The 23,691-nt window shown below is 57.3% G+C and carries 24 protein-coding genes and 1 tRNA gene; 16 read left to right on the top strand and 9 right to left on the bottom strand.

The genetic code is table 11. From position 1 onward, the window contains the following. Positions 1–37: 37 nt before the first annotated feature. Positions 38–1,429 carry a nucleobase:cation symporter-2 family protein gene (locus tag ACSVHP_RS11655; RefSeq protein WP_417313423.1) on the top strand — a complete coding sequence of 464 codons (1,392 nt, stop codon included), beginning with the start codon at positions 38–40 and terminating at the stop codon, positions 1,427–1,429. A gap of 119 nt (positions 1,430–1,548) precedes the next feature. Continuing rightward, complete coding sequence (locus ACSVHP_RS11650) at positions 1,549–3,258, top strand: AsmA family protein (RefSeq protein WP_447551998.1); 1,710 nt, start codon at positions 1,549–1,551, stop codon at positions 3,256–3,258. Between the two features lie 119 nt (positions 3,259–3,377). Here the strand turns inward: ACSVHP_RS11650 and yicI are convergent, their stop codons facing one another. Beyond that, complete coding sequence (gene yicI / locus ACSVHP_RS11645; protein WP_447551997.1) at positions 3,378–5,696, bottom strand: alpha-xylosidase; 2,319 nt, start codon at positions 5,694–5,696, stop codon at positions 3,378–3,380. A gap of 12 nt (positions 5,697–5,708) precedes the next feature. Next, positions 5,709–7,103 (bottom strand): glycoside-pentoside-hexuronide family transporter, encoded by a 1,395-nt coding sequence (locus tag ACSVHP_RS11640; protein WP_447551996.1) that lies wholly within the window; start codon positions 7,101–7,103, stop codon positions 5,709–5,711. Positions 7,104–7,391: 288 nt separating this feature from the next. Here ACSVHP_RS11640 and ACSVHP_RS11635 point away from each other — a divergent pair. Together ACSVHP_RS11635 and ACSVHP_RS11630 are read left to right on the top strand one after the other, a co-directional pair. Next, positions 7,392–7,486 (top strand) — tRNA-Sec (locus tag ACSVHP_RS11635). 160 nt (positions 7,487–7,646) lie between these two features. Next, on the top strand, positions 7,647–7,853 hold the full coding sequence (locus ACSVHP_RS11630) for a hypothetical protein (RefSeq protein ID WP_447551995.1): 207 nt from the start codon (positions 7,647–7,649) through the stop codon (positions 7,851–7,853). 123 nt (positions 7,854–7,976) lie between these two features. Here the strand turns inward: ACSVHP_RS11630 and ACSVHP_RS11625 are convergent, their stop codons facing one another. Then, a complete protein-coding gene (locus ACSVHP_RS11625) occupies positions 7,977–8,138 on the bottom strand; it encodes a YlcI/YnfO family protein (RefSeq protein WP_234674137.1) in 162 nt (53 codons plus the stop codon). Positions 8,139–8,265: 127 nt separating this feature from the next. Between ACSVHP_RS11625 and ACSVHP_RS11620 the strand changes: the two genes are divergently transcribed. Next, positions 8,266–8,550, top strand: a complete 285-nt coding sequence (locus ACSVHP_RS11620) for a SymE family type I addiction module toxin (RefSeq protein ID WP_447552040.1) — start codon at positions 8,266–8,268, stop codon at positions 8,548–8,550. 46 nt (positions 8,551–8,596) lie between these two features. Continuing rightward, entirely contained in the window at positions 8,597–8,773 is a 177-nt protein-coding gene (locus ACSVHP_RS11615; protein WP_447551994.1) for a hypothetical protein, read from the top strand. Between the two features lie 80 nt (positions 8,774–8,853). On the opposite strand, the gene ACSVHP_RS11610 is transcribed toward ACSVHP_RS11615, so the two are convergent. From ACSVHP_RS11610 to ACSVHP_RS11595, 4 genes are all read right to left on the bottom strand, one after another. After that, on the bottom strand, positions 8,854–9,291 hold the full coding sequence (locus ACSVHP_RS11610; RefSeq protein WP_447551993.1) for an acetyltransferase: 438 nt from the start codon (positions 9,289–9,291) through the stop codon (positions 8,854–8,856). A 98-nt stretch (positions 9,292–9,389) separates the two neighbouring features. Beyond that, positions 9,390–10,388 (bottom strand): GlxA family transcriptional regulator, encoded by a 999-nt coding sequence (locus tag ACSVHP_RS11605; protein WP_447551992.1) that lies wholly within the window; start codon positions 10,386–10,388, stop codon positions 9,390–9,392. A 123-nt stretch (positions 10,389–10,511) separates the two neighbouring features. Continuing rightward, a complete protein-coding gene (locus tag ACSVHP_RS11600; protein WP_234674132.1) occupies positions 10,512–10,991 on the bottom strand; it encodes a hypothetical protein in 480 nt (159 codons plus the stop codon). A 1-nt stretch (position 10,992) separates the two neighbouring features. Then, positions 10,993–11,781, bottom strand: coding sequence for a winged helix-turn-helix domain-containing protein (locus tag ACSVHP_RS11595; RefSeq protein ID WP_447551991.1), 789 nt, complete (start codon positions 11,779–11,781; stop codon positions 10,993–10,995). Between the two features lie 704 nt (positions 11,782–12,485). Between ACSVHP_RS11595 and ACSVHP_RS11590 the strand changes: the two genes are divergently transcribed. Genes ACSVHP_RS11590 through ACSVHP_RS11565 form a run of 6 tightly spaced genes read left to right on the top strand, consistent with a single transcriptional unit; the run spans position 12,486 to position 18,524 of the window. After that, positions 12,486–13,088 carry a LuxR C-terminal-related transcriptional regulator gene (locus ACSVHP_RS11590; RefSeq protein WP_447551990.1) on the top strand — a complete coding sequence of 201 codons (603 nt, stop codon included), beginning with the start codon at positions 12,486–12,488 and terminating at the stop codon, positions 13,086–13,088. A 53-nt stretch (positions 13,089–13,141) separates the two neighbouring features. After that, on the top strand, positions 13,142–13,726 hold the full coding sequence (locus ACSVHP_RS11585) for a fimbrial protein (protein WP_447551989.1): 585 nt from the start codon (positions 13,142–13,144) through the stop codon (positions 13,724–13,726). Positions 13,727–13,778: 52 nt separating this feature from the next. Further along, a complete protein-coding gene (locus tag ACSVHP_RS11580) occupies positions 13,779–14,456 on the top strand; it encodes a fimbria/pilus periplasmic chaperone (protein ID WP_447551988.1) in 678 nt (225 codons plus the stop codon). A gap of 23 nt (positions 14,457–14,479) precedes the next feature. Further along, a complete protein-coding gene (locus ACSVHP_RS11575) occupies positions 14,480–17,005 on the top strand; it encodes a fimbria/pilus outer membrane usher protein (protein WP_447551987.1) in 2,526 nt (841 codons plus the stop codon). Then, positions 16,996–17,514 carry a fimbrial protein gene (locus ACSVHP_RS11570; protein WP_447551986.1) on the top strand — a complete coding sequence of 173 codons (519 nt, stop codon included), beginning with the start codon at positions 16,996–16,998 and terminating at the stop codon, positions 17,512–17,514. The genes ACSVHP_RS11575 and ACSVHP_RS11570 overlap by 10 nt, the downstream gene beginning before the upstream one ends. Next, the gene (locus ACSVHP_RS11565; RefSeq protein WP_447551985.1) at positions 17,514–18,524 is read left to right on the top strand and encodes a fimbrial protein; all 1,011 of its coding nucleotides are present in this window, start codon (positions 17,514–17,516) and stop codon (positions 18,522–18,524) included. The genes ACSVHP_RS11570 and ACSVHP_RS11565 overlap by 1 nt, the downstream gene beginning before the upstream one ends. 3 nt (positions 18,525–18,527) lie before the next feature. Here the strand turns inward: ACSVHP_RS11565 and ACSVHP_RS11560 are convergent, their stop codons facing one another. Next, positions 18,528–19,052 carry a lipocalin family protein gene (locus ACSVHP_RS11560; RefSeq protein ID WP_234674124.1) on the bottom strand — a complete coding sequence of 175 codons (525 nt, stop codon included), beginning with the start codon at positions 19,050–19,052 and terminating at the stop codon, positions 18,528–18,530. 117 nt (positions 19,053–19,169) lie between these two features. Here ACSVHP_RS11560 and ACSVHP_RS11555 point away from each other — a divergent pair, with 117 nt between their 5' ends. The 4 genes from ACSVHP_RS11555 to ACSVHP_RS11540 all read left to right on the top strand — a co-directional run bounded on the left by ACSVHP_RS11555 (position 19,170) and on the right by ACSVHP_RS11540 (position 22,704). Next, positions 19,170–19,895, top strand: coding sequence for a MerR family transcriptional regulator (locus ACSVHP_RS11555; protein WP_417313527.1), 726 nt, complete (start codon positions 19,170–19,172; stop codon positions 19,893–19,895). 100 nt (positions 19,896–19,995) lie between these two features. Next, a complete protein-coding gene (gene uraH, locus ACSVHP_RS11550) occupies positions 19,996–20,406 on the top strand; it encodes a hydroxyisourate hydrolase (RefSeq protein ID WP_417313528.1) in 411 nt (136 codons plus the stop codon). A 102-nt stretch (positions 20,407–20,508) separates the two neighbouring features. Continuing rightward, a complete protein-coding gene (locus ACSVHP_RS11545; protein WP_417313529.1) occupies positions 20,509–21,468 on the top strand; it encodes a YbgA family protein in 960 nt (319 codons plus the stop codon). A gap of 147 nt (positions 21,469–21,615) precedes the next feature. After that, on the top strand, positions 21,616–22,704 hold the full coding sequence (locus tag ACSVHP_RS11540; protein ID WP_417313530.1) for an AAA family ATPase: 1,089 nt from the start codon (positions 21,616–21,618) through the stop codon (positions 22,702–22,704). Positions 22,705–22,732: 28 nt separating this feature from the next. Here the strand turns inward: ACSVHP_RS11540 and ACSVHP_RS11535 are convergent, their stop codons facing one another. Beyond that, positions 22,733–23,686 carry a GlxA family transcriptional regulator gene (locus tag ACSVHP_RS11535; protein WP_447551984.1) on the bottom strand — a complete coding sequence of 318 codons (954 nt, stop codon included), beginning with the start codon at positions 23,684–23,686 and terminating at the stop codon, positions 22,733–22,735. Between the last annotated feature and the right edge of the window lie 5 nt (positions 23,687–23,691).

Here is a 23,691-nt window from a genome sequence, read left to right as displayed (position 1 = left end):
GCTAAAATGCCCGCTTTTCACCCTGGGATTGCCGCCGATGTCCGCTAACACCATAGAATCTCCCGATGCGCAACCGATTGCGCAGAAGCATAACAGTGAACTGATTTATCGCCTTGAAGATCGTCCGCCGCTGCCGCAGACGCTTTTTGCTGCCTGCCAGCATTTACTGGCGATGTTTGTGGCGGTGATCACCCCGGCTCTGCTGATCTGCCAGGCGCTCGGTTTACCGGCTCAGGACACGCAGCACATCATCAGCATGTCCCTGTTTGCCTCCGGCGTGGCGTCGATTATCCAGATCAAGGCCTGGGGTCCGGTGGGATCGGGTCTGCTGTCGATTCAGGGCACCAGCTTTAACTTTGTCGCCCCGCTGATTATGGGCGGCACGGCGCTGAAAACCGGCGGGGCGGATGTTCCGACCATGATGGCGGCGCTGTTCGGCACCCTGATGCTGGCAAGCTGCACGGAGATGATTATCTCCCGCGTTCTGCACCTGGCGCGTCGCGTGATCACCCCGCTGGTGTCCGGCGTGGTGGTGATGATTATCGGCCTGTCGCTGATTCAGGTGGGCCTGACCTCTATCGGCGGCGGCTATTCTGCGATGGCAGACCACACCTTCGGCGCGCCGAAAAACCTGCTGCTGGCGGGCGTGGTTTTAGCTCTGATTATTCTGCTTAACCGCCAGCGCAACCCGTACCTGCGCGTTGCCTCGCTGGTGATCGCCATGGCCGCAGGCTATCTGGTGGCGTGGGCGATGGGCATGTTGCCGGAAAACACCGCGCCAGCTAACAGCCCGCTGATTATGGTGCCAACCCCGCTCTATTACGGCCTGGGCATTGACTGGAGCCTGCTGCTGCCGCTGATGCTGGTCTTTATGATCACCTCGCTGGAAACTATCGGCGACATTACGGCGACGTCCGACGTTTCCGAGCAGCCGGTCTCGGGCCCGCTGTATATGAAGCGCCTGAAGGGCGGCGTGCTGGCCAACGGCCTGAACTCGTTTGTTTCGGCGGTGTTCAATACCTTCCCGAACTCCTGCTTCGGCCAGAACAACGGCGTGATCCAGCTGACCGGCGTCGCCAGCCGCTACGTGGGCTTTGTGGTGGCGCTGATGCTGATCGTCCTCGGCCTGTTCCCGGCGGTGAGCGGTTTTGTTCAGCACATCCCTGAGCCGGTACTGGGCGGCGCGACGCTGGTGATGTTCGGCACCATCGCGGCCTCAGGCGTGCGTATTGTCTCTCGCGAGCCGCTGAACCGCCGCGCGATCATGATTATCGCCCTGTCTCTGGCGGTCGGTCTGGGCGTGTCTCAGCAGCCGATGATCCTGCAATTCGCTCCGGACTGGGTGAAAAACCTGCTCTCTTCCGGCATCGCGGCGGGCGGTATCACGGCTATCGTACTGAACCTCGTCTTCCCGCCTGAAAAAAACTGATCCCCATCACGGCAGGCAGTCAATGCCTGCCGTGACATCTAATTACACCATTCCCGCCTTGAGGATTGCGCATAAATCGTGCATAACTCCTTTATGTGCGTTCTACGGGATGGAAGACCATGAAATTTATTGGAAAGCTGCTCGTTTATCTTTTGATAGCCCTGTTGCTTGTCGTTCTGGCATTTTATTTTCTGCTCCAGACCCGCTGGGGCGCGTCGCAGGTCAGTAGCTGGGTCACGGCGAATACCGATTACGAACTCAGTTTCGACCTGATGGATCACCGTTTTTCATCGCCTTCCCACCTTATTCTGGAAAACATCACCTTTGGCCGCGACGGACAACCCGCCACGCTGGTCGCCAAAAAAGTTGATATTGGCCTGAGCAGCCGCCAGATAACCGATCCGCTGCATATGGACACCATTACGCTGGTCGACGGCACGCTTAATCTCTCGCCGCAAACCGCGCCGCTGCCCTTCCAGGCGGATCGGCTCCAGCTCAACAACATGGCGTTTAACAGCCCGAATACCGAATGGGATCTGAGTGCGCAGAAGGTGACGGGCGGCGTCAGCCCGTGGCAGCCGGAAGCGGGCAACGTGCTGGGCAAAAACGCGCGCATTCAGGTGAGCGCAGGCTCCCTGACCCTGAACGGCGTGCCCGCCAGCAACGTGCTGATTGAGGGGCAGCTCAACGGTAAAGAGGTGGTGCTGAACACCATCGGTGCGGACATGGCGCGCGGCTCGCTGACCGGCTCGGCGCTGCGCAACGCTGACGGGAGCTGGGTTATCGACTCCATGCGCCTGAATGAGATCCGTCTGCAAAGCGATAAGTCGCTGCTGGACTTCTTTGCCCCCATCACCACCCTGCCGTCGTTGCAGATTGGCCGTCTGGAAGTGACCGACGCGCGTTTGCAGGGGCCGGACTGGGCGGTGACCGATCTCGATTTAAGCTTGCGCAACCTGACCCTCAGCAAAGGGGACTGGCAGAGCCAGGACGGACGTTTGTCGATGAACGCCAGCGAGTTTATTTACGGTTCGCTGCATCTGTTCGACCCGATCCTGAATGCGGAATTTTCCCCGCAGGGCGTTGCGCTGCGCCAGTTTACCTCGCGCTGGGAGGGCGGCATGGTGCGCACCTCCGGCAACTGGCTGCGCGACGGTAAATCGCTGGTGCTGGACGATGTCGCCATCGCCGGGCTGGAATATACCCTGCCGCAGAACTGGAAAACGCTGTGGATGGATCCTCTGCCGGAGTGGCTTAACAGCGTGACGCTGAAGAAATTCGGCCTGAGCCGCAACCTGGTGATTGATATCGATCCCGCCTTCCCGTGGCAAATCACCTCTCTCGACGGCTACGGCGCGGGATTAAAACTGGTGCAAGACCGCAAATGGGGCGTGTGGGGCGGGAACGCCACCCTGAACGGCGCGGCGGCGACCTTTAACCGCGTGGACGTGCGTCGCCCTTCGCTCTCCCTGAACGCCAACGCCGCCACGGTTAACGTGACCGAGCTGAGCGCCTTTACCGAGAAAGGAATTCTGGAAGCAACGGCGACGGTTTCACAGCTTCCGCAGCGCCAGACCACCGTCAGCCTGAACGGGCGGGGCGTGCCGCTGAACGTTATCCAGCAGTGGGGCTGGCCCGCGCTGCCGATTAGCGGCGATGGCAATCTCCAGCTCACCGCCAGCGGCAGCGTGCAGGCGAATGCGCCGCTCAAACCGACGGTGAACGGCAGGCTGAATGCGGTGAATATGGATAAACAGCAGGTGCAGCAGACGATGGCGGGTGGCGAGGTGAGTACAGTTGCCGCCGCACCAAACCCGCAGGCCCGGTAAGCGCTAGCGCCACCGGGCATCAGACTGCACCGCATCGCCGGGTGGCGGCTATGCCTTACCCGGCCTACGAACCCGTGTAGGCCCGGTAAGCGAAGCGCCACCGGGCAGTTTTTTCCCGCTCAGAGGTGAACCACCACCTCATTCCCCTGCGCTTTCACCACTACGCCCCATTCGCTTCCGGCGTGTGAGCCGCCCTTCACGCCGCTAATCTGCGGCACGTTACGCAGGCACACCGACCAGTCCTGCGCCTCGCCGCTGGCGGTGAGCGTCACGGTATCGCCGCTGCGGGTCGCTTTCAGGGTAAACACCACGGAGCCATCCGCCGCAGGCACCTCGCTGACGGCGGTTGCGCCATCGCTCAGGTTAAACAGCTGGAAGGCCGTCCCCACGTTCCAGGCGTAGTCCGGTTTTTGCGTGTTGTTGCCCAGCGCCAGCAGGGTATTTTCACGCACGTAGACCGGCAGGCTCTGGAAGTCGTGCTGCTGCTTATGCCAGCGGCTGCCCTGGATTTCATCGTTGTGCCACAGGTGCGTCCAGCGCCCTTCCGGCAGATAAAACTGCACGTCGCCGGCTTCGGAAAACACCGGCGCCACCATTAGCGCATCGCCCAGCATGTACTGGCGGTCGAGATAATCACACGCCGGATCGTCCGGGAACTCCAGCATCATGGCGCGCAGCATCGGCGTGCCGACTTCACGGGCCAGCGCCGCCTGGCGATACAGATACGGCATCATCCGGCATTTCAGCTGGGTAAAGTGGCGCACCACGTCACAGGACTCGTCATCGTACGCCCACGGCACACGGTAGGATTTGCTGCCGTGCAGGCGGCTGTGGCTGGAGAACAGTCCGAACGCGCACCAGCGTTTGTAGACGTGCGCCGGGGCGGTGTTTTCGAACCCGCCGATATCGTGGCTCCAGAAACCAAAGCCGGACAGGCCGATCGACAGCCCACCGCGCAGGCTTTCCGCCATCGATTCGTAGTTGGCGTAGCAGTCGCCGCCCCAGTGAACCGGGAACTTTTGCGCGCCCACGGAGGCGGAGCGGGCAAACAGCACCGCCTCGTCTTCGCCGACGGTCTCTTTGAGCACGTTCCACACCAGCTCGTTATAGATGTAGGCGTAGTGGTTGTGCATTTTCTGCGGATCCGAGCCGTCAAACCACTGTACGTCGGTCGGGATACGTTCGCCGAAGTCGGTTTTGAAGCAGTCGACGCCGATATCAACCAGCCCTTTCAGCTTGTCGGCGTACCATTTGCAGGCGTCCGGGTTGGTGAAGTCGTAAATCGCCAGGCCCGGCTGCCATTTATCCCACTGCCACAGCGAGCCGTCCGGACGCTTGAGCAGGTAGCCCTTCTCTTTCAGCTCCTGGAATATCGGCGATTTCTGCCCGATATACGGGTTGATCCACACGCAGACCTTCAGCCCTTTCTCTTTCAGGCGGCGGATCATCCCTTCCGGGTCCGGGAAGGTGACCGGATCCCACTCAAAATCACACCACTGGAAGGCCTTCATCCAGAAGCAGTCGAAGTGGAAGACGTGCAGCGGCAGGTCGCGCTCGGCCATGCCGTCGATAAAGCTGTTAACCGTCGCTTCGTCATAGTTGGTGGTGAACGAGGTGGTGAGCCACAGGCCGAACGACCAGGCTGGCGGCAGCGCTGGGCGCCCGGTGAACCGGGTATAGCGGTTGAGCACCTCTTTCGGCGTCGGGCCGTCGATGACGAAGTACTCAAGGTATTCACCCTCCACGCTGAACTGCACTTTGGAGACTTTTTCGGAGCCGATTTCAAAAGAAACGTTCTCAGGATGGTTCACCAGCACGCCGTAGCCGCGGTTGGTCAGGTAGAACGGGATGTTTTTGTAGGACTGCTCGGTGCTGGTGCCGCCGTCGCGGTTCCAGGTATCGACCGTCTGCCCGTTGCGCACCAGCGCGGTAAAGCGTTCGCCGAGGCCGTAGACCGTTTCCCCGACGCCAAGATCCAGGCGCTCAAACAGGTAGTTGCGCCTGGTGTTGTCGTCCTGCACGTAGCCGTTGTTTTTCAGCTGGCTGCCGGTCATGCGCTGGCCGTTGCGCAGGAAATCGAGCGCCCAGACCTCGCCTTTGGTAACGCGCACGCTGATGTTGCCGCTTTTCAGCTCGGCGAACCCGTCGTTGTTTTCAATCTCAACCTTCACATCCTTCAGCACGTTGAGCGGATAGTGCGGGCCGTTATTAAGCGCGCCCTGGAAGTGCTCGATACGCACCCCGACAATCCCCTCCTGCGGCGCAAACAGGCGCACGGTAAACATCAGGCTGTCGAGCTGCCAGGCGCGTTCACGCACGTCGCGCGGCGCCACGTACACCACCAGGTCGTTGCCCTGCTGCTCCACGTCGAACACCTGCACTGGATAGGTTACGTTCAGACCAGGCTGAATCAGCCAGTTTCCATCACTGATTTTCATCGTATCGTCCTCTTAGTTCTGTAATTCTTTGCTAATCGGCAGGTTCTCAAACTCCTGCTGATTGCGACGCGCACCCTGCGCCAGCTCGCCCATGATTTTGGTCAGGAAGGGGGTTTTGAGCGTGTAATAGCGTTTGGCAATAATGGCGCTGAGCACGTAGCAGACCGCCGGGGCCAGGGTAAACAGGCCAATGATGATGCTGATGGTGGTGCTGTTCTGCGTTTTCGCGGCGGCGTCGTAGCCCCCGCCTGCCAGCATCCAGCCGATGAGCGCGCCGCCCAGCGCCAGGCCCAGCTTGAGCACGAAGAGCGTGCCCGCGAAGCTGATGCCGGTCAGGCGTTTGCCGTTGGTCCATTCGCCGTAATCGACGGTGTCGGACATCATCACCCACTGGATCGGCGTTACCAGCTGGTGCAGCACGCCAATCACAAAGATGAAGATAAACATGGTGACAGTGGCGTGCATCGGCACGAAGAACATCGCCACGCTCGCCACCGCCAGCAGGGCGTTGGTCCACCAGAAGATGCTGACCTTGCACTTCCAGTCGGTGAGCGGTTTCGCCAGCGCCGAGCCGATCAGGTTGCCGACGCAGTAGGTGGTGAGGAAGGCGACGAAAATTTCCGGCGAGCCCATAATCCAGGTGCAGTAGTACATCATCGCGCCGCCGCGCACGCAGACGGCGAGGATATTGAGGATGGTGAGCACCCCGACGATGCGCCACTGGTCGTTTTTCCAGATATCACGCAGATCTTCACGCATGGAGGTGGTGCTCGGCGGCACCTGGATGCGCTCTTTGGTGGTGAAGAAGCAGAACGCCAGCATCAGGAAGGCGACCACCGACAGCACGGCGATACCGCCCTGGAAGCCAAAGGCTTTGTCGTCGCCGCCGATCAGGTTCACCAGCGGCATCATCAGCACCGTAGAGAGCATCCCGCCCGCCGTCGCCAGCACAAAGCGCCAGGACTGTAACGAGATACGCTGCGTCGGGTCGTTGGTGATGACCCCGCCGAGCGCGCAGTACGGGATGTTAACCACGGTATAAAGGAGGGTGAGCAGCGTGTAGGTCACGGCGGCGTAGATCAGCTTGCCGTTATGGCTGAGGTCCGGCGTGGTGTAGGCCAGCACGCAGACGATACCGAACGGGATGGCACCGAAGAGTATCCACGGGCGGAACTTGCCCCAGCGGCTGCGGGTGCGGTCGGCAATCAGCCCCATGCAGGGGTCGGAGATCGCGTCGAGAGCGCGGGCCAGCAGGAACATGGTCCCGACAAACCCGGCGGGAATGCCGAAGATATCGGTGTAGAAAAACATCATGTACAACATAACGTTATCAAAAATGATGTGGCTCGCGGCATCACCCATGCCGTAGCCAATCTTCTCTTTAACGGACAACACTTCGCTTTTCATCGTTTTTATCCTTCACGCTGTAGGGGGCGCTGAGACCGGTTGCAGATGTTGTAAACCATTGATGGGTGGGCGGGTATTCTGATATCTGGTTAGCAGGTTATGTTTCTTCTTTTTTGTGATCGCGTTAAAAGTTGAGGCGCACAAATTGCTAACCTGAGGATTTCCTTAGAGATTAATGGCAAGAGGGGAATGCAGGTCAAAAGAGGAGTGAAAAAAGTGGGTCTGGGTATGTGGTAAATGACTGAAAGTAGCTATAATGCGCCCGCCTCCATGTAGCAATCGAGGCGCGGAAGATCGTCATCTCCGGTGAGGTGGCTGGACTTCAAATCCAGTTGGGGGCGCCAGCGTTCCCGGGCAGGTTCGACTCCTGTGATCTTCCGCCAAAATTTACCACAGATGCTCTTATGACATATTCCCTGACGTCATTCTTATATAGTTTTGCAGCTTGATTAAAAACAATGTGAATTTGATCACTTATTGTATTAAGTGGCAAATGTTATTCTTCTAATTGCTTTAGATAACAGTTAGTTAAGGAAAGACATTGTGGAATGGATTATTGGTGGCATAGTTTTATTAGGTATTATTGGTGCTATATTTAAACCCAGTCGATGTGATATATGTGGCATCTCTTTCAAAAAAAAATATCATACCTGGACTATCGAAGGTAAAAAACAACATTTATGTCCTAACTGCAATGGGAAAATGAACCGTCGGGTTAGCTCTCAGAAATTCAAGGATAAATTTGGCTGACAATAATTGATCCCAATAATAATTAAATACATTGATTAATTAATCATAGCTAATAATAACGTTATTGTTAGCTATACCAACCTTTAATAAAAAAATCACACCAATCTTTAACGTTACTTTTAATTATTCTTTTGAGAGCCGTAATCTACATGCCTCTTTAACCCACTTGCTAAAATTCCCCTTACCCGCAGCTTTCTCAATCTGCTCCAAAAGCTCATCCTCAAATCGAATGTTCTTCATGGTGCTTTTGGTGCGGTCAAAATTTGGTTTCTTTTTCTCTTGCATGGTAGGTACCACTTCGGTTAGTTTATCTGCATGTGGTACCTACCACATGGATTCAGGATTCTACAACGCCCAGAAGTGTTGGAGCACCAAAGGGCGTCTAACCTCACCAACTATCAAGGAGTTGATTATAGCTGATTCGCATTCTACCCCAGACACCGACGAAACCGGAACCGAGCGTTCGTTAATTGTGGGATATCGCCCGAAGGTTCGCGACAAATCCACGCCGAATATCACGCTTTCCGGCAAATGGCTGCGCGCGGCGGGGTTTGAAACCGGGCATCAGGTCACGGTGAAGGTGATGAAAGGCTGCATCGTTCTGATGGCATATAGCGAGACAGAGCAAAAGCTGCTGGAGGAGAACAAACGCGCGCAGGCTTGGTTGCGAGAAATACAGGGGGCACTGGCACATTAGTTATTGAGGAAGGATCTCTGACAAATAACAATATTCAGGCGGCAAAATGAAAACATTGGACGACGCGATTGCATCCCGCTCAGAAGCAAGCCAGCAGCGTGTGAAAAAAATGGCGGATGAATTAATCCAAACTACTGACCGAATACTCAAGCAGGACGAGAGAAAGCCGCAGCAAGAAACGTGTAAGCAAGGCTTACCCGTTCAACCTGAGCCTGAAGGCTAATTATAAAAATCCTTAGTTATGCCAGGTGAGATGCTTGTCCCCTCACCCCAGCCCTCTCCCAAAGTGAGAGGGAGCAAACCCTATTTACCCAACCGCATATGCAGCAACGGAAACGGATTCCCCTGCCCGTCCACTTCTGAGCGGCCGATCTGCTCAAACCCCATGTGCCGATAAAAGGCGACGCCCTGCGGGTTTTGCTCGTTCACGTCCAGTTCATTCGCGCCAAAGTGTTCTACCGCATAATTCAGCAATAATTTACCCACGCCTTTGCCGCGGCTCGCGTCATCGACAAACAGCATTTCAATACGGTTTTCGTCGACGCCTAAAAAGCCGTGAATAACGCCGGATTCATCGCGAGCAATCACAACCTTGAGGTTGGGCAAATACGCGTTGAGCAGCAGCGGACGCAGGGCGGCAATATCGCTTTCCTGCAAGAAGTGGTGAGTGGCGCGAACGGAGGACTCCCAGATCGCGACGAGTCGTTCAAATTGTGAGGGGACTGCGGTTTCTATTTTCATGGTGAAGATGATGATATAAAAATCCGTCTAAATCAAAACACAACCAGCCTAAACCCATACTTCCGGCTCCGCATCTCCCCACCCTCGGTATCGTTACGTCAGTTCTGCAACGTTCGCCATACCCCTGGCGTACAGCCGTACTCGGTCTGAAAATGACGAATAAAGTGGGCGCAGTCGCTAAACCGCATCCGCCTCGCGATATCCGTCACGCTTTGCTGGGAGTTTTTCAGCAGCCAGCAGGCGTAGCGCAGCCTGGCGCTGCGAATAAATTCCCGCGCGGTTTTGCCAAACTCGGCGTGGAACAGGCGGTTAAGCTGCCGTTCGCTCAGCTTAACGTCCTCGGCGAGCCGGGCGGCCGTGAGCGGGTGCGTCAGGTACTGTTCGACAATCGTCACCGCCCTGCGCAGCCGCGAATCGGGGATCAGAGAGATGTTCGCCGGTCGCGGCGTAACGGGAGTATGGGGGGACAGAGAGAGGCGTCGGGAGGTGGTGGTCGCAATGTCGTTACCCGCGTGGTCGCGGATCAGCGCCGTGACCAGCGTCAGCGTCGAGATCCCACCGGGGCAGGTCAGCACGTCGCCTTCATCGATAAAATCGAGGCCCTGCTCGGCGTAAACCAGCGGGAACCGCTGCGTGAAAACGTCGTATTGGTGAGGGTGAATCGAGGCGCGTCGCTCGGTCAGCAAGCCCTCCTCTGCCAGAATAAAGCTGCCGGTGCCAATACCTATCAGGGGGATGTTGTGGCCATGGGCCTTAGCGAGAAACGCTCTGTCGCCGGGATGCCCCCGGTGGAGATGGTCCAGGCTGCCGCCGATCACCGCGACGTAGTCGAAGGCGTCGGGAGGGGCATGGGGGGCCTCCGGCAGCACGCTGATACCAGAACTGCTTACCACCGGCTCGTCAGGGGAAATACTTATCAGGCTGAGCTTAAAGGTTATTTTCTTACTGCGCTTCTGGGCGCTGGAGGCAATGCGTAACGCCTCCAGTAACCCTGCAAAAGCCAGAAGCGAGAACTGGGGCCACAGGAGTAAACCCATATTCAGGGATTTATTCCGCGCAGGCGCCATCCTGCCGCGATCATCAATTAAATTTTTCATTACCTTGCCGAAGAATAATACTTACATTATCGCAACATTATTGCTGCTATTATATTTCTAAGGTATATCTTAGCTATTCAATCAAGCATAAATGACGACGGCAAAAATAAGAAATATTTTTTGCTACTCGTTTTTAGACTTATGGCAGACATAGGTCGGCAGCGTGCCCAGAATAAATAAATAGCTATCATTCTGCTGCGGCTTAATTCGCATATAAATACTCTTATTGGGGTAGATAAAAAATAACGGCTCGTACTTCTCCAGCCAGCTGTTGCTGATGGTGTCATCAGGGAAAGCCATATTACGAACGGACGTCAGGGTATAGACGCTGTCTTTACGCTCCACCTGAAAGAAAATTTTACGATTCAGGACCTTCTCAGGGTCGCTTTTCAACCGACCATTCATACTGAGTATGCCGGTGCTGCCCTCCACCGTGTAGTTCAGCCACAGAGAGAGCGTTTCATCAGGATGATGCTGGATAAAGTTCGCCTGGCAGGCGAAGGGCTGAATGTAATGGCGATGCCAGAGATAATACCCCGCCACCACCGCCCCCATCAGTAGGCACAGACCCAGCGCAAAGAGCATTTGACGGTAGCGAACCATACTAACGATCCTCGATAAAATAATCAGACATACAGCGGTTGGGTTCGGTCATCGGCCTGTCGCAGCGGATCACCGAAGCTCGCGGCAGTAGGGTGTATCCGCTCACGTATACCCAGGGATAGTTCACGCATTGATCCTTGAAGGGTGTGGCGTACGCCAGCGCCTTATCCCGATCGCGCTGGGTTTCAATATCACGGGTTAAATAAAGCCGACATTCGCCCAGCATCGTCGTGAAGCGATACCCGTCGACAAAATAGCTGTCGCGCAGCCGGCTGTGGCTGAGCACGCTTATGCCCGCCAGCACCAGCAATGCCACCAGCGCGCCCGGCAGCCAGAAGCGGCGCGTCGATGCCGCCGGAGCAGGGGCCTCTTCAGCGCTCTCCAGTGCAGCAGGTTCTTCCACCGCGGGGGGGACGTTCTCCGCGGCGTCTGTATTCTGCGGCGGCGTCTGTTTAATAACGATTTTGGTATCGCTTGCGAGCGTCAGTCCAATGCGCGGGATGGTCACGATCGGGTCGTTTTCAAAACCCACTTTCTTTAACCCTTTACGCAGAATAGAAATATTCTGGTAATAGGTATTTGGCGAAACCAGCATCCCCCGACGCTGCCAGACAATATCCATACACTCCTGTTGCGTCACAATGGTTCCGATTCGATCTATTAATAACAACAAACAACGGCCCGCCGGGGAATTTAATACCACCACCCGGTCTGGATTGTTGAGATCGCGTAACGTGCTGGCAGCCGGGTGAAACTCTACCTGGCCATTAATAATGTAATGCTTGTGCATAGATTGGGCTTAATACCTCCGGCCAGCGCCTGTGACTCATGTAGCTTCCCTTTACGGTTAACCGACGTATCCTTTACCTGATTAAGATTAATGTGACGGATTAGTGCGCGACTGTATATCCCGGCACCTGGCGAAAAATCTTAATTTTCTTACGCGTTTCTCAGGCGCTTCTGAAGTTTTCTTAACCGCCATTTCAGCTGTCTTGACACTGACAAAACTCGACAAAAGCCGCCGTTGAACGCCCCAGACATCGCTGTCTGAATTATTCAGAAAGCCTAATTTGTGACTTTTAGCGAAAAGCAGACTTCATGCGCCATGCGGGCGAATTTCAGCATCGTTGCCGTCTTCAAACCGGGTCTCTTAGTTAACAATTTCAACGCTAAACTGTTAGTTACCGTCAGTAACCAGGGCCATCCCATGACGCGATCGGACTATTTCCTTACAAAACATTTATTAACGTTAACTTTTCATTAAAAAGTCCGGGTATGCTTATTTTTAAGCAAATTAGCAAGCGCCGGTTCATTGAAGAGAGTATTCGCCGCGGGTAAATTGCACTTAAAACAAATTAAGATTTATTCAGATTACCTCTTTCACGCCTTTAGTATAGTTAGCTCACAACGTGCAATGCTTAATTGCTTCGAAAATACAGGCATCGTTCTGCCGGACAGGCGTGTCTCATTACAATTATAAATCGAGGGAATAACATGGCGAACACACGCAGCGAACGCCGCCATTTAAATATCGCACTATTGGGCGGAGATCACTTAGCACGCCAGGGGATTACTGCGCTATTAAAAAATATCGCCCCGCATATACAAATAAAAGCGTCTGGCGATGATTACGCGGAGATTGAAACAACGCTGGCGGCAACCTCTTTAGACGTGATTTTTTTGTCCGGCACGGATAAATATCACGCGGGATATGACTGCCTGAAATATATCAGAAAGATGCGCGTTCTCTTTCCCGGCGTGCTTATTTGCATGTATTCCGCACCGGCGAATTCCTGGCTGTGGATCCGGGGAGATATTGACGCCTATATCTCGCTCCAGGAGCCGCTTTATTACTGGCGAGCCACCTTATTAAAAATGGTCGATAACCGCTATCGCCCAGTGAAGAAACCCGCGGCGTTATCGCTGACGCCGGGTGAATGGAGAGTATTGAAGGAACTGCGAAAGGGTCTGGATATGCGTTACATCGCCGAAACAGAGCAGCTTTCTTACCGTCGTGTCAGCGCGTTAAAAAGCTCAGCGATAAGAAAACTGGGGCTCAGGAACAAGACAGATTTGCTGGTCTTTTTAACCAGTTAGGCCTGCTGCTTTCAGAGCAACTCTCGACATAACAACATAATGGAATCAAGACAATGAAAGCTCAATGTACTACCAAAACGCTGCTCGCGGTCGCTATTGCTGCATTACTGCCAGCAGGAACCGCGCTCGCGGCCAGCACCAGCGGCGGAACCGTGAACTTTAGCGGCAAAGTGGTGACCTCCGCCTGCGCCATCAGCGCAGGCAGCGCCAACATTGACGTTGATATGGGTGAAGTCCGTACCGCGACGCTGGCGGCTGCGGGCAGCGAAGCCAGCACGGCAAAAGCCTTTGCCATCACTCTGGAAGAGTGTGAAATCGCCGATACCTCGGCCTCAACGGAAACCAACCCGATTGCCGCCACCACCGTGGCGGTGACCTTCACCGGTACGCCGGATAACGCGGATGCCAACAGCCTGGCCGTTGGGGCAAACGGCGGCGCGAACTCCGCGCAGCACGTGGCGATCCGCCTCTATGACGAACAGGGCAACGTGGTGAAGCTGGGTGAACCGGCTGCGGCCATCCCTCTGCGTAAGGGTGAAAACACCCTGAACTTCAGCGCGAAGTATTACTCGCCGGAGGGCAACGCCACGGCGGGTGATGCCAGCGCTGTCGCCACCTACACCGTGACCTATTCGTAACGTTCAGGCCCGGTAAACGGCCGGGCCTGACCTTTCTTTCAGGAGAAGCACTATGCGCGTAAATACATGGATTTGCCTGGCGGGCGCGTTATGTTCTTCCGCCGCGTATGCCGGCGGCGTGGGGTTGGGCGCGACGCGAATGGTCTACTCCAGCGCCACCACCCAGTCAATGATGCAGGTGAGAAACACCCATCCCGACGCGACGTTCCTGATCCAGTCGTGGATGGAGAACGAGAAAGGGGAACGCACCAACGACTTCGTGATTACGCCGCCGCTGTACGTCATGAAACCCGCCAGCGAAAGCGCGGTGAAAATCATGTTCAACGGTAAGGCGCTGCCCGGGGATCGGGAAACGCTCTACTGGATGACGGTAAAAGCCATCCCGCAGCAGGTGAAAAACGGCGCCGGGAATTCACTACAGTTTGCCTCGGCCAATCGCATCAAGGTCTTTTATCGGCCGGACAACCTCGCAGAAGGCGCAGCGGAAGCCTGGAAAAGCCTGACGGGCGCGTATCGCGCGGGAAGAGTCACGCTCACGAACCCAACGCCGTACTACCTCACCACCATCAACGTCAACATCGACGGTCGGCCCGTGCAGCCGGTGATGGTGCCCCCGAAAAGCAGCGTGACCCTGGCCGAAAGCTTTCGCCACGCGGGCAGCATGAGCTATCAGACAATTAACGATTTTGGGGCATGGACCCCCGCCACGCGCGCGTCGTTGTCCCAATAATAAAAACAGTAAGGCGTGACCACGTGAAAATAAAAATCCTGTGCGCCACGGCGATCTCTCTGGCGATTCAGCAAGCCGTGGCTGCCGAAAGCGAACTGCGGTTTAACCCCGCGTTTCTCAACGGCGAGAGCGCTAACGGCGCCGATCTCGCCTGGGTGACCGCAGGGAGCGCGCTGCCGCCGGGCGATTACAACCTCAACGTGTATATCAATACCCAATACGCGTTCACGGGAAACGTCACGTTCCTTATTGCTGAAGACGGCGCGGGAGAAGCGCTCCCCTGCCTCACCCCTGAACAATTCGCCGCGCTGGGCATCGATAGTCGTCAGGCGAAAGGCGGCGCCCTGCCGTCGACCCAGCGCTGCATCGTCTTGAGCAAGGCGTATGCGGACACGCACTTCGATCTGGACCAGAAGACCCTCACCCTGAGCTTCACCGTGCCCCAAAGCGCAATGCGCAATCTGCCGCGCGGGTACGTCAGCCCGGAAAGCTGGGAAGAGGGCATTCCCGCCGCGTGGCTGAACTATGTGGTGAATGGGTCCAACAATGTCTATCAGGGCGAAACGCGCACGCGGGATCGGCAGCTGTTTGCAAGCCTCAACAGCGCCATCAACCTGGGCGCGTGGCGGCTGCGTGATTTCACCACCTGGACGAAAGAGAGCAATGAACTCACCCACGTGCAAACCTGGCTGCAACGGGACATCCGCATCCTGCGCGCGCAGATGTACGCCGGGGAAACCTATACCTCATCGCAGGTTTTCGACTCCGTAGGCCTGCGCGGTATCGCCCTGAAAACCGATGATAACATGCTCCCGGCCAGCCTTAGCGGGTATGCGCCGGAGGTGCGCGGTATCGCGCGCGGCAACGCCACCGTGACGGTTCGCCAGAACGGCAACATTATCTATCAAACCTCCGTTCCGCCGGGGGCCTTTGTGCTGAAAGATCTCTATCCAACCTCGTCGGGGGGCGATCTGGCGGTCACCATTGAGGAGAACGACGGCAGCAGGACGCAGTACACGCTTCCCTTTGCCAGCGTGCCAAACCTGGTGCGCAACGGGCAGATGAAATATGCCCTGGGCGCCGGGAAATACCGCCCGACGGGCGATCAGGACGCGCCCTCTTTTGCCCAGGGCGAACTCTTTTACGGCTGGCGCTACGGCCTGACGTTTTACGGCGGGGCGCAGTTGGCCGATCGCTATAACGGCTTAGCCTTCGGTTTTGGGCAAAACCTGGGGCGGTTTGGCGCCTACTCCATTGACCTGACCCACGCCCGCAGCCAGCTGGCGGACGATCGGCACTACAGCGGCGATTCGGTGCGCCTGCGCTACAGCAAGCTGCTGAACGACATCGGCACCCGGGTTAACTTCTTCTCGCTGCGCTACTCCACGAAGGGGTTTTATACCCTGAGCGACACCACCTACAGGGGAATGGCGGGCGGAGCGCCGAAGCAGGTTGTGGAGGACGATGGCACCGTCACCACGCACTACGACAAGGTGTATAACCTGCGCATGTCGCGCAAAGCTAAAAACCAGCTGCTGCTCTCGCAGCCGATGGGGCAATACGGCTCGCTGTCGCTGTCGTGGGATCAGCAAACCTACTGGAACACGTCGAAAACCACGCAAAGCCTACAGTTTGCGTGGAATGCCACGTTCCAGAACGTATCGCTTGGCGTGAGCGCTCAGCGCAGCACCAGCCTGTACGACAATAGGAAAGACAACATTGTGGCGCTGTCCGTTTCGGTGCCGTTTGGCAACCCGCAGCTGGCCACCCGCGCCCGGTTTACCACCACCCACGCGGATTCAACCGGCACCACCGCCAGCACGGGCGTGAGCGGTTATCTGCCGGGCGAAGAGAACCTGTATTACAGCGTTAACCAGCGCTACAGCCGACAGCAGCAGTACGGCGGCGATGTCGCGATGCAGTACGAAGGCGCGCGCGGGGACGTTAACCTCGGCTACAGCTATACCCGTGACTCCCGCAACCTTAGCTACGGGTTGAGCGGCGGTGCGGTGCTGCATGAAGACGGCCTGACCCTGAGCCAGCCGCTCGGCAATACCAATATTCTGGTGAAGGCGCCGGGCGCCAGCGACGTTTCCGTGCTTAACCATAAGGGCATCAAAACCGACAGCCGGGGCTACGCGGTGATCCCCTACGCCACGCCGTACCGCGTCAATCAGGTCGCGCTGGACGTTACCACGGTGGGTAACGACGTGGAGCTGGAAAACGCCATCGCCAACAAAACGCCTACCGACGGCGCGCTGGTGCGCGCCACTCTCGTCACGCACAAAGGGGCAAAAGCGATGTTCGTCGTGCGGCACGGCAAGGACGTGCTCCCGTTCGGCACGCTGGTCTCGCTGAATGATGACAAAACCAGCGGCATCGTCGGGGACGGCGGCAGCCTGTATCTGTCCGGCCTGTCCGAAAAGGGCACGCTGAGCGCCGTGTGGGGTCGCAACAGCGGCCAGCGCTGCACCATTCACTACGCGCTGAATAAGCAACACTATAACGCCCGCACCGGCCTTTATTCACAGGAGGCGGTATGTCAGTAGCGCTTCGGACGATCGGCACGGTTTTGCTGCTGGTTTTCACGCTCCCCGTGCGCGGCTACGACGTGCTGGTTTCCGTCACCGGAAATTTAATTGGCAATACCTGCATCGTCGCGGCGGATTCTCAGGAGCAGGACGTTCCGCTGGGCACCATCGGCGCGAAGCAATTCACCCGCCCGGGGGCGGTCAGTAATATCAAAACCCCCTTTGTGCTGACGCTTGAAGAGTGCGGGCCAACCTTCGCGGGGGTAAAAATTCGCTTTAGCGGCACGCCGGACGATGACGATCCGCAGCTGCTGAAAATTGCCGACGGCGGCGCAACCGGCGTGGCGGTGCAGATCCTCGATAAAGACAGCGTGCCGATCCCGCTCGAAACCCAGACCGTCGCCTACGGCTCTGCGGGGGACGGCAGCGTAAAAATGACCTTCTATGCGCGGCTGGCCGCCACGGGCGCGCCAATCAACACCGGAGAGGTTTCGGCAATCGCCACCTGGACCACGGAGTATCAATAATGCGTTTCGCGTTTTTTATTCTCGGATTACTGCTCTGCGCCAGCGTACAGGCGCTGGAATGGAAATCAGACATCACCCTCTCTCCTCAGCCGATGACCTACAGCGGGCCGGCAGATTCGGTCATACCGGGCAATATTATCGGCTCAACGTGGAGCGCCACCGCCAGCGTACAGCAGGTGTTTTGGTGCGGCTGGGTTTTTACCTGCTCCAAAGGCACGCTGGAACCCGGCAGCAGCGCTATTTCAACCGGCATGACGGTCACCCTTGACGGGGTGAACTACACCCTCTTTGAAACCGGGGTGCAGGGGGTGGGCTATATCATTGGGTTGAAGGACTTTAACGGCTCGGCCTGGATACCTCTGCAAAGCGGAATGACGCAAAGCTATCCGGCGGACGGAACCAACGGCTATGCGTCCGATCTGGGCTGGTCTGCCAAGGTGACCTTTATTAAAACCGGCATGCCTTTGAAATCAGGCGTTTATCAAATCCCCGCCATCAACGCCGCCATCCTGACCGCGTATAACAACGAGGTGAAAACGGCACAGGTGATCATCAGCCCAACCACCATTACGGTGACCGCAAGCGGCTGTACGGTGGGCACCAAAAGCGCGAACGTCGAGCTGGGCAATATTGATATTCATACGCTGCCCGCCGTGGGCAGCACGTCCCCGTCGGGATCGTTTAACGTCAGCCTGACCTGCGACGCGAACGTGGCGGTTCACGCGGTGATGACCGATCAGACCACGCCGTCGAATACCTCATCGGTGGTGACGTTAACCGGCGACTCAACCGCGTCCGGCGTAGGGGTGCAGTTCTTTTATAACGGCACCGGGCCACTGATGATGGGGCCAGACAGCTCGGCGGCGGGCACCGCTAACCAGTTCTTTATCCAGAGCACCTCGTCGGCACAAACCCTGTCCCTGCCCTTCCAGGCGAACTATATCCGCACGGGGGAACTGGTGCCCGGCACGGCCAACGCGCTGGCCAGCATCACGTTTTCGTACCAGTAGGGATTACTGTTTCACCCAAATCAGCTTATCGACGTTAAAGCCCAGGCTACGCGCGGTGTTGACGTAATCCTGCTTCACCGATTCCGGGATAGACGGGGTGCGCGACAGGAGCCACAGATAGTCACGGTTCGGGCCGCTGACCAGCGCGTACTGGTACTTATCGTCCAGCTTGATCACGTTATAGCCGCCGTAGAACGGGCCGAAGAACGATACCTTCAGCGCGGCGGTGGTTGGCGCGCCGGTAAAGTAGGCTTTGCCGTCGCTCTCGTTCCACTCCTCTTTCACCGGATCGTAGCCCCGGTTGAGCACGCTGATGCCGCCGTCGCTGCGCTCGCCGTAGGTGGCGGTCACCTGCTCCAGCCCGCGCTCAAAGCGGTTTTCCAGACGCGCGATCTCATACCATTTGCCGAGATAACGGCTGGCGTCAAAACCGGAAATAGGCTCTACGCCCTTCGGCGGCGTGGGGGATTTACAGGCCACCAGCGTGAGTGCAATGGCGACACCGGTCACAACAGGCCATAGCTTCATGAGAATTCCTTTCAATTGTGCGGTTGGATGTTAAGTGTAGTGCACCGCTGCGGCGCGACATCGCGTCCGGGTAAATTCGTAGTATATTGAGACTATTCTTCCCTATCGGAAACTGACATGGCCTACTCGATTGGCGAATTCGCCAGACTCAGCGGGATCACCGCCACCACGCTGCGCGCATGGCAGCGTCGCTACGGATTGCTCAAGCCGCAGCGCACGGAGGGCGGCCATCGTCAGTACAGCGAAGAGGACGTTCAGCAGGCGCTCAAAATCCTCGACTGGGTGAAAAAAGGCGTGCCCATCGGACAGGTAAAATCCCTGCTCGAGCGCCCCGCTTCGGGCCGCACCAACAACTGGCAGACCCTGCAACACACCCTGCTGCAACGGCTCCAGGAGGGCAAAATCGAATCCCTGCGCCAGATGATTTACGACGCGGGGCGCGAGTATCCGCGACCGGAGCTGGTGAAAAACGTCCTGCGCCCGCTGCGCAGCCAGGTGTCGGCTAACGTGCCCGCCGCCATGACCCTGCGCGAGATCCTCGACGGCATTCTCATCGCCTATACCTCGTTTTGCCTTGAAGGCGACAAAAAAGCGCCGGGCGATAACAGCCTGCTCGCGGGCTGGCACCTGAACGACCCGACCGAAATCTGGCTCGAAGCGTTAATGCGCACCGGACAGGGCCACCGTATCGACATACTCCCTACGCCTCCCGCCGCGCTTGCGCCGGAAATTTTCCCGGATCGCAAATGGCTGCTGGTCACCAGCGGCAAGCTGACGGCGGCGCGAAAAAAGCAGGTCGAGCAGTGGCAGCAGCAGGTTTCCCTTGAGGTAATTATCCTCTGATTATTTTCTCCTGCGGGAATGTTCACGAAAAGTTGAATATTTTCTCGCGCCACGAGTGCTAACGTTTTCCTGTGACTGACCACTTAACAGGAAAATGACAATGAAAAAAACGCTCCCTCTGCTGCTGCTGGCCTCTGCGGCCTTTTCCCCTGCTGCGTTTAGCGCCCCTGCCGGTACGCTGAGCGTTCACGTTCTCGACCAGCAAACCGGTACGCCACCGCCGGGCGTGACCGTGACGCTTGAAAAGCAGGACCAGGATAAATGGACCCCGCTTGCCAGCGGCAAAACCGACCAGGACGGACGCATCAAGTCGCTTTATCCACAAGACCAGGATATGCAGCCGGGCGTCTACAAAGTGACCTTCAAAACCGCCGATTACTTCCACGGCAAAAAGCTGGACTCCTTCTTCCCGGAAATCCCGGTGCTGTTCACCGTGACCCGCACCAACGAAAAGCTGCACATCCCGCTTCTGCTTAGCCAGTACGGTTACTCGACCTACAAGGGAAGCTAAATCATATTGATTTAAAAGGACTTTAAAAAATAACGCCTCCAATACTTGGACAAATATGCCATGTTGTGTAAGTTTTAATGATATGAACTGGAGGTACACACCATGACAACGAAACCGGTACTGGGTATTAGCGGATGTTTGACCGGATCCGCCGTTCGCTTCGACGGCGGGCACAAGCGGATGGGCTTTGTCATGGACGACCTGGCCCAGTGGGTGAGCTTTCGCCCGGTGTGTCCTGAAATGGCCATCGGGCTGCCGACGCCGCGTCCGGCCCTGCGCCTGATTAACGCCGCCGACGGCACGACCGAGCTGCGGTTCAGCAAGCCGCCTCACGACGACACCACGCAGAAAATGGCCGACTTTGCGGCAGGTTATCTGCCAAAAACCAGCGATCTGGCCGGGTTTATCGTCTGCGCAAAATCCCCAAGCTGCGGCATGGAGCGCGTGCGCCTGTACGATGAAAAGGGTAATGCAGGCCGCAAGGAGGGTGTCGGGCTGTTCACCGCCGCCCTCCTGAAGGCCAGGCCGTGGCTGCCCGTCGAGGAGGACGGTCGTCTGCATGACCCCGTGCTGCGGGAGAACTTTGTCGAGCGCGTTTTCGCCCTCCACGAGCTGAACACCCTGCGCGCCAACGGCCTGACCCGGCGCGGGCTGATGGAATTTCACACGCGCTACAAATTACAGCTGCTGGCGCACCATCAGGCGGGCTATCGGGCGATTGGGCCGTTTGTAGCCTCTATGCACCAGTGGGACGATCTGGACGCGTTCTTCGTGGTTTATCGCGAAAAGCTGATGGAAATCCTCAAGCAGCCTGCGTCGCGGAAAAACCACACTAACGTGCTGATGCATATACAGGGCTATTTCCGTGACCAGCTCAACAGCCGCCAGCGCGGCGAGCTTCGCGACGTGATCCTGCACTATCGCGACGGGCTGCTGCCGATTCTCGCGCCGCTGACCCTTCTCAAGCACTACATGGCCGAATACCCGGATCGGTATTTGATGACGCAAAACTACTTCGATCCGTACCCTGACACGCTGGCTCTCCGACTGGCCGTTTCGTAAAGGGCAGTATGCAAGGGCCCACATTGACCCACAGAGGCCCAAGGCAGTACCCCGTTTAGACGACACCTCACTGTCGTCTTTTTTTTGCGCTCGGCTTAAAACACTGTAACTATATACAGGCCATATCCCCAAACGCTGAGTACCACGATGATCAAAACCCTGCACATTGATAACTACCGCTCGATCCGCCGGATGTCGCTGGAGCTGGAACAGCTCAACATCGTCTTTGGCCCCAACGGTACAGGAAAATCAAATATCTATAAGGCGATCCACCTGATGCACAGCGCCGCGCAGGGGCAGTTTTCTCAGGCGCTGGCGAACGAAGGCGGGATTTTAAAGGTCTTCTGGGCGGGCAAGACCCGTAGCGACCAGCTGCGGCGCATGAGCCTGGCGGTGGAAACGGAAACCTACGAATACGAATTGCAGGTGGGGTTTGTCGAAAAGCTCCCCTACCCGTCGCAGTTTCAGCTCGACCCGGTGATCAAAGAGGAGTCTATCTGGCTGAGCGGCCAGCACCGCCGCCCCTCGGCGCAGCTAATGAAGCGTAAGAATCAGGCGGTGTTTCTGAACAACGTGCATCACGAAAAGGTGACCCACAGCGGCACGCTGTATGAGAACGAGTCGGTGTTCGGGCAGCTGGGTGAACCGCACCTCTATCCGGAAGTGTCGCAGATGCGCGAGTCGCTGCGTAACTGGCGTTTTTATCATGAGTTTTCGGTGTCATCCGGCTCGGCCATCCGCGCGCCGCAGGTGGGATTTCGCTCCCCGGTGCTGGCCAGCGACGGCGCAAACCTGGCGGCCGCGTTTCAGACCATCGTCGAAATTGGCGACGAACTGCTGCTGATGCGTATCCTCGATCAGGCCTTCCCCGGCTGCGTGTTTTACAGCGACAACACCGGCGGCCGTTTCCGGATGATGATGCAGCGCGAGGGGCTGTCCCGCCCGCTGGAGCCCGCCGAGTTCTCCGACGGCACGTTGCGCTTTTTATGCCTGGCGGTGGCGCTGTTAAGCCCGCGTCCGCCCGCCTTTATCGCCCTCAACGAGCCGGAAAACAGCCTGCATCCGCAGATGCTGCCCGCCCTCGCAAGCCTGATCGCCGAGGCCAGCCGCTACTCGCAAATCTGGCTCACCAGCCACTCGCCGGAGCTGGCGCAGCTTATAGAAAAGCACCGTTCGTTTTCGCTCTACCAGCTGTCGATGGTCGACGGGGAAACGCGGATGGAAAAGCTGGGGTAAACGCCGGGTGGCGCTGCGCTTACCCGGCCTACAAACGAGTCCGAAAGGTCTTGCGCCACTCCGCCGGGCTGACACCAAAGCGCGCCTTAAAGTGCTGTCGCCAGGTGACGGCGGAATTAAACCCTACCAGCTCCGCCACGCTCTCAATCGGCATGTTCCCGGCTTCAAGCAGAAGCTGGCTGCGGCGCAGGCGCTCGGCGGTAAGCCAGTCGGCGACGCTCATCCCCGTGGCTTTAACAAAATGGCGGGTCAGGGTACGGCGGCTCATTGAAACCACCTCCGCCAGCGAGTCCAGGCTATGGGGTTCGGTAATGTGCTGCTGAAGATAGTCGATCAGGCAGTTGATTCGCCCGTCCCGGGTATCTTTCGGCACCGGCTGGGCGATGAACTGTGCCTGCCCGCCCTCGCGATGCGGCGGCACGATCATCCGCCGGGCAATCTGGTTGGCGACCATGCTGCCGAAACGCTGGCGAATGATGTACAGGCAGCAGTCCAGCGCGGCGGCAGTGCCTGCGGAAGTGATGATATTGCCGTCATCTACGTAGAGGGCGTTGATATCCAGCCGCACGTTCGGGAAAAGCGACTGAAACTGGCGTTCGAACTCCCAGTGGGTGGCCGCGCGCTTGCCGTCGAGAATGCCTGCATAGGCCAGCACAAATGACCCCAGGCACAGACCGACGATTTCCGCGCCCTTATCTCTTGCCCGCACCAGGCCGTCGAGCAGCGCCTGGGGCGGACGTTCAAGGACGTGCTGCCAGTAGGGAACGACGACGATATCGGCCCGATCTAAGGCGGAGTAATCCTCTGTTGCGTTGAGGCCAAATCCGTCTTTTGACGTCAGAAAACCGGGCGTTTCGGCGCAGATCGTGACGTTAAAGCGCTTTTCGCCACAGACCGAATCGCCAAACAGAATGCAGGGAACGGAGTAGTGAAACGGGCTGAACCCGTCCACCGCCACAATGGCAACGTTGATTAGCGACATCTGTC

The organism is Enterobacter sp. 186315 (assembly GCF_053290175.1).
Note: the sequence above shows the minus strand (reverse complement) of the source record. Positions and strands in the feature narration are given on the sequence as shown.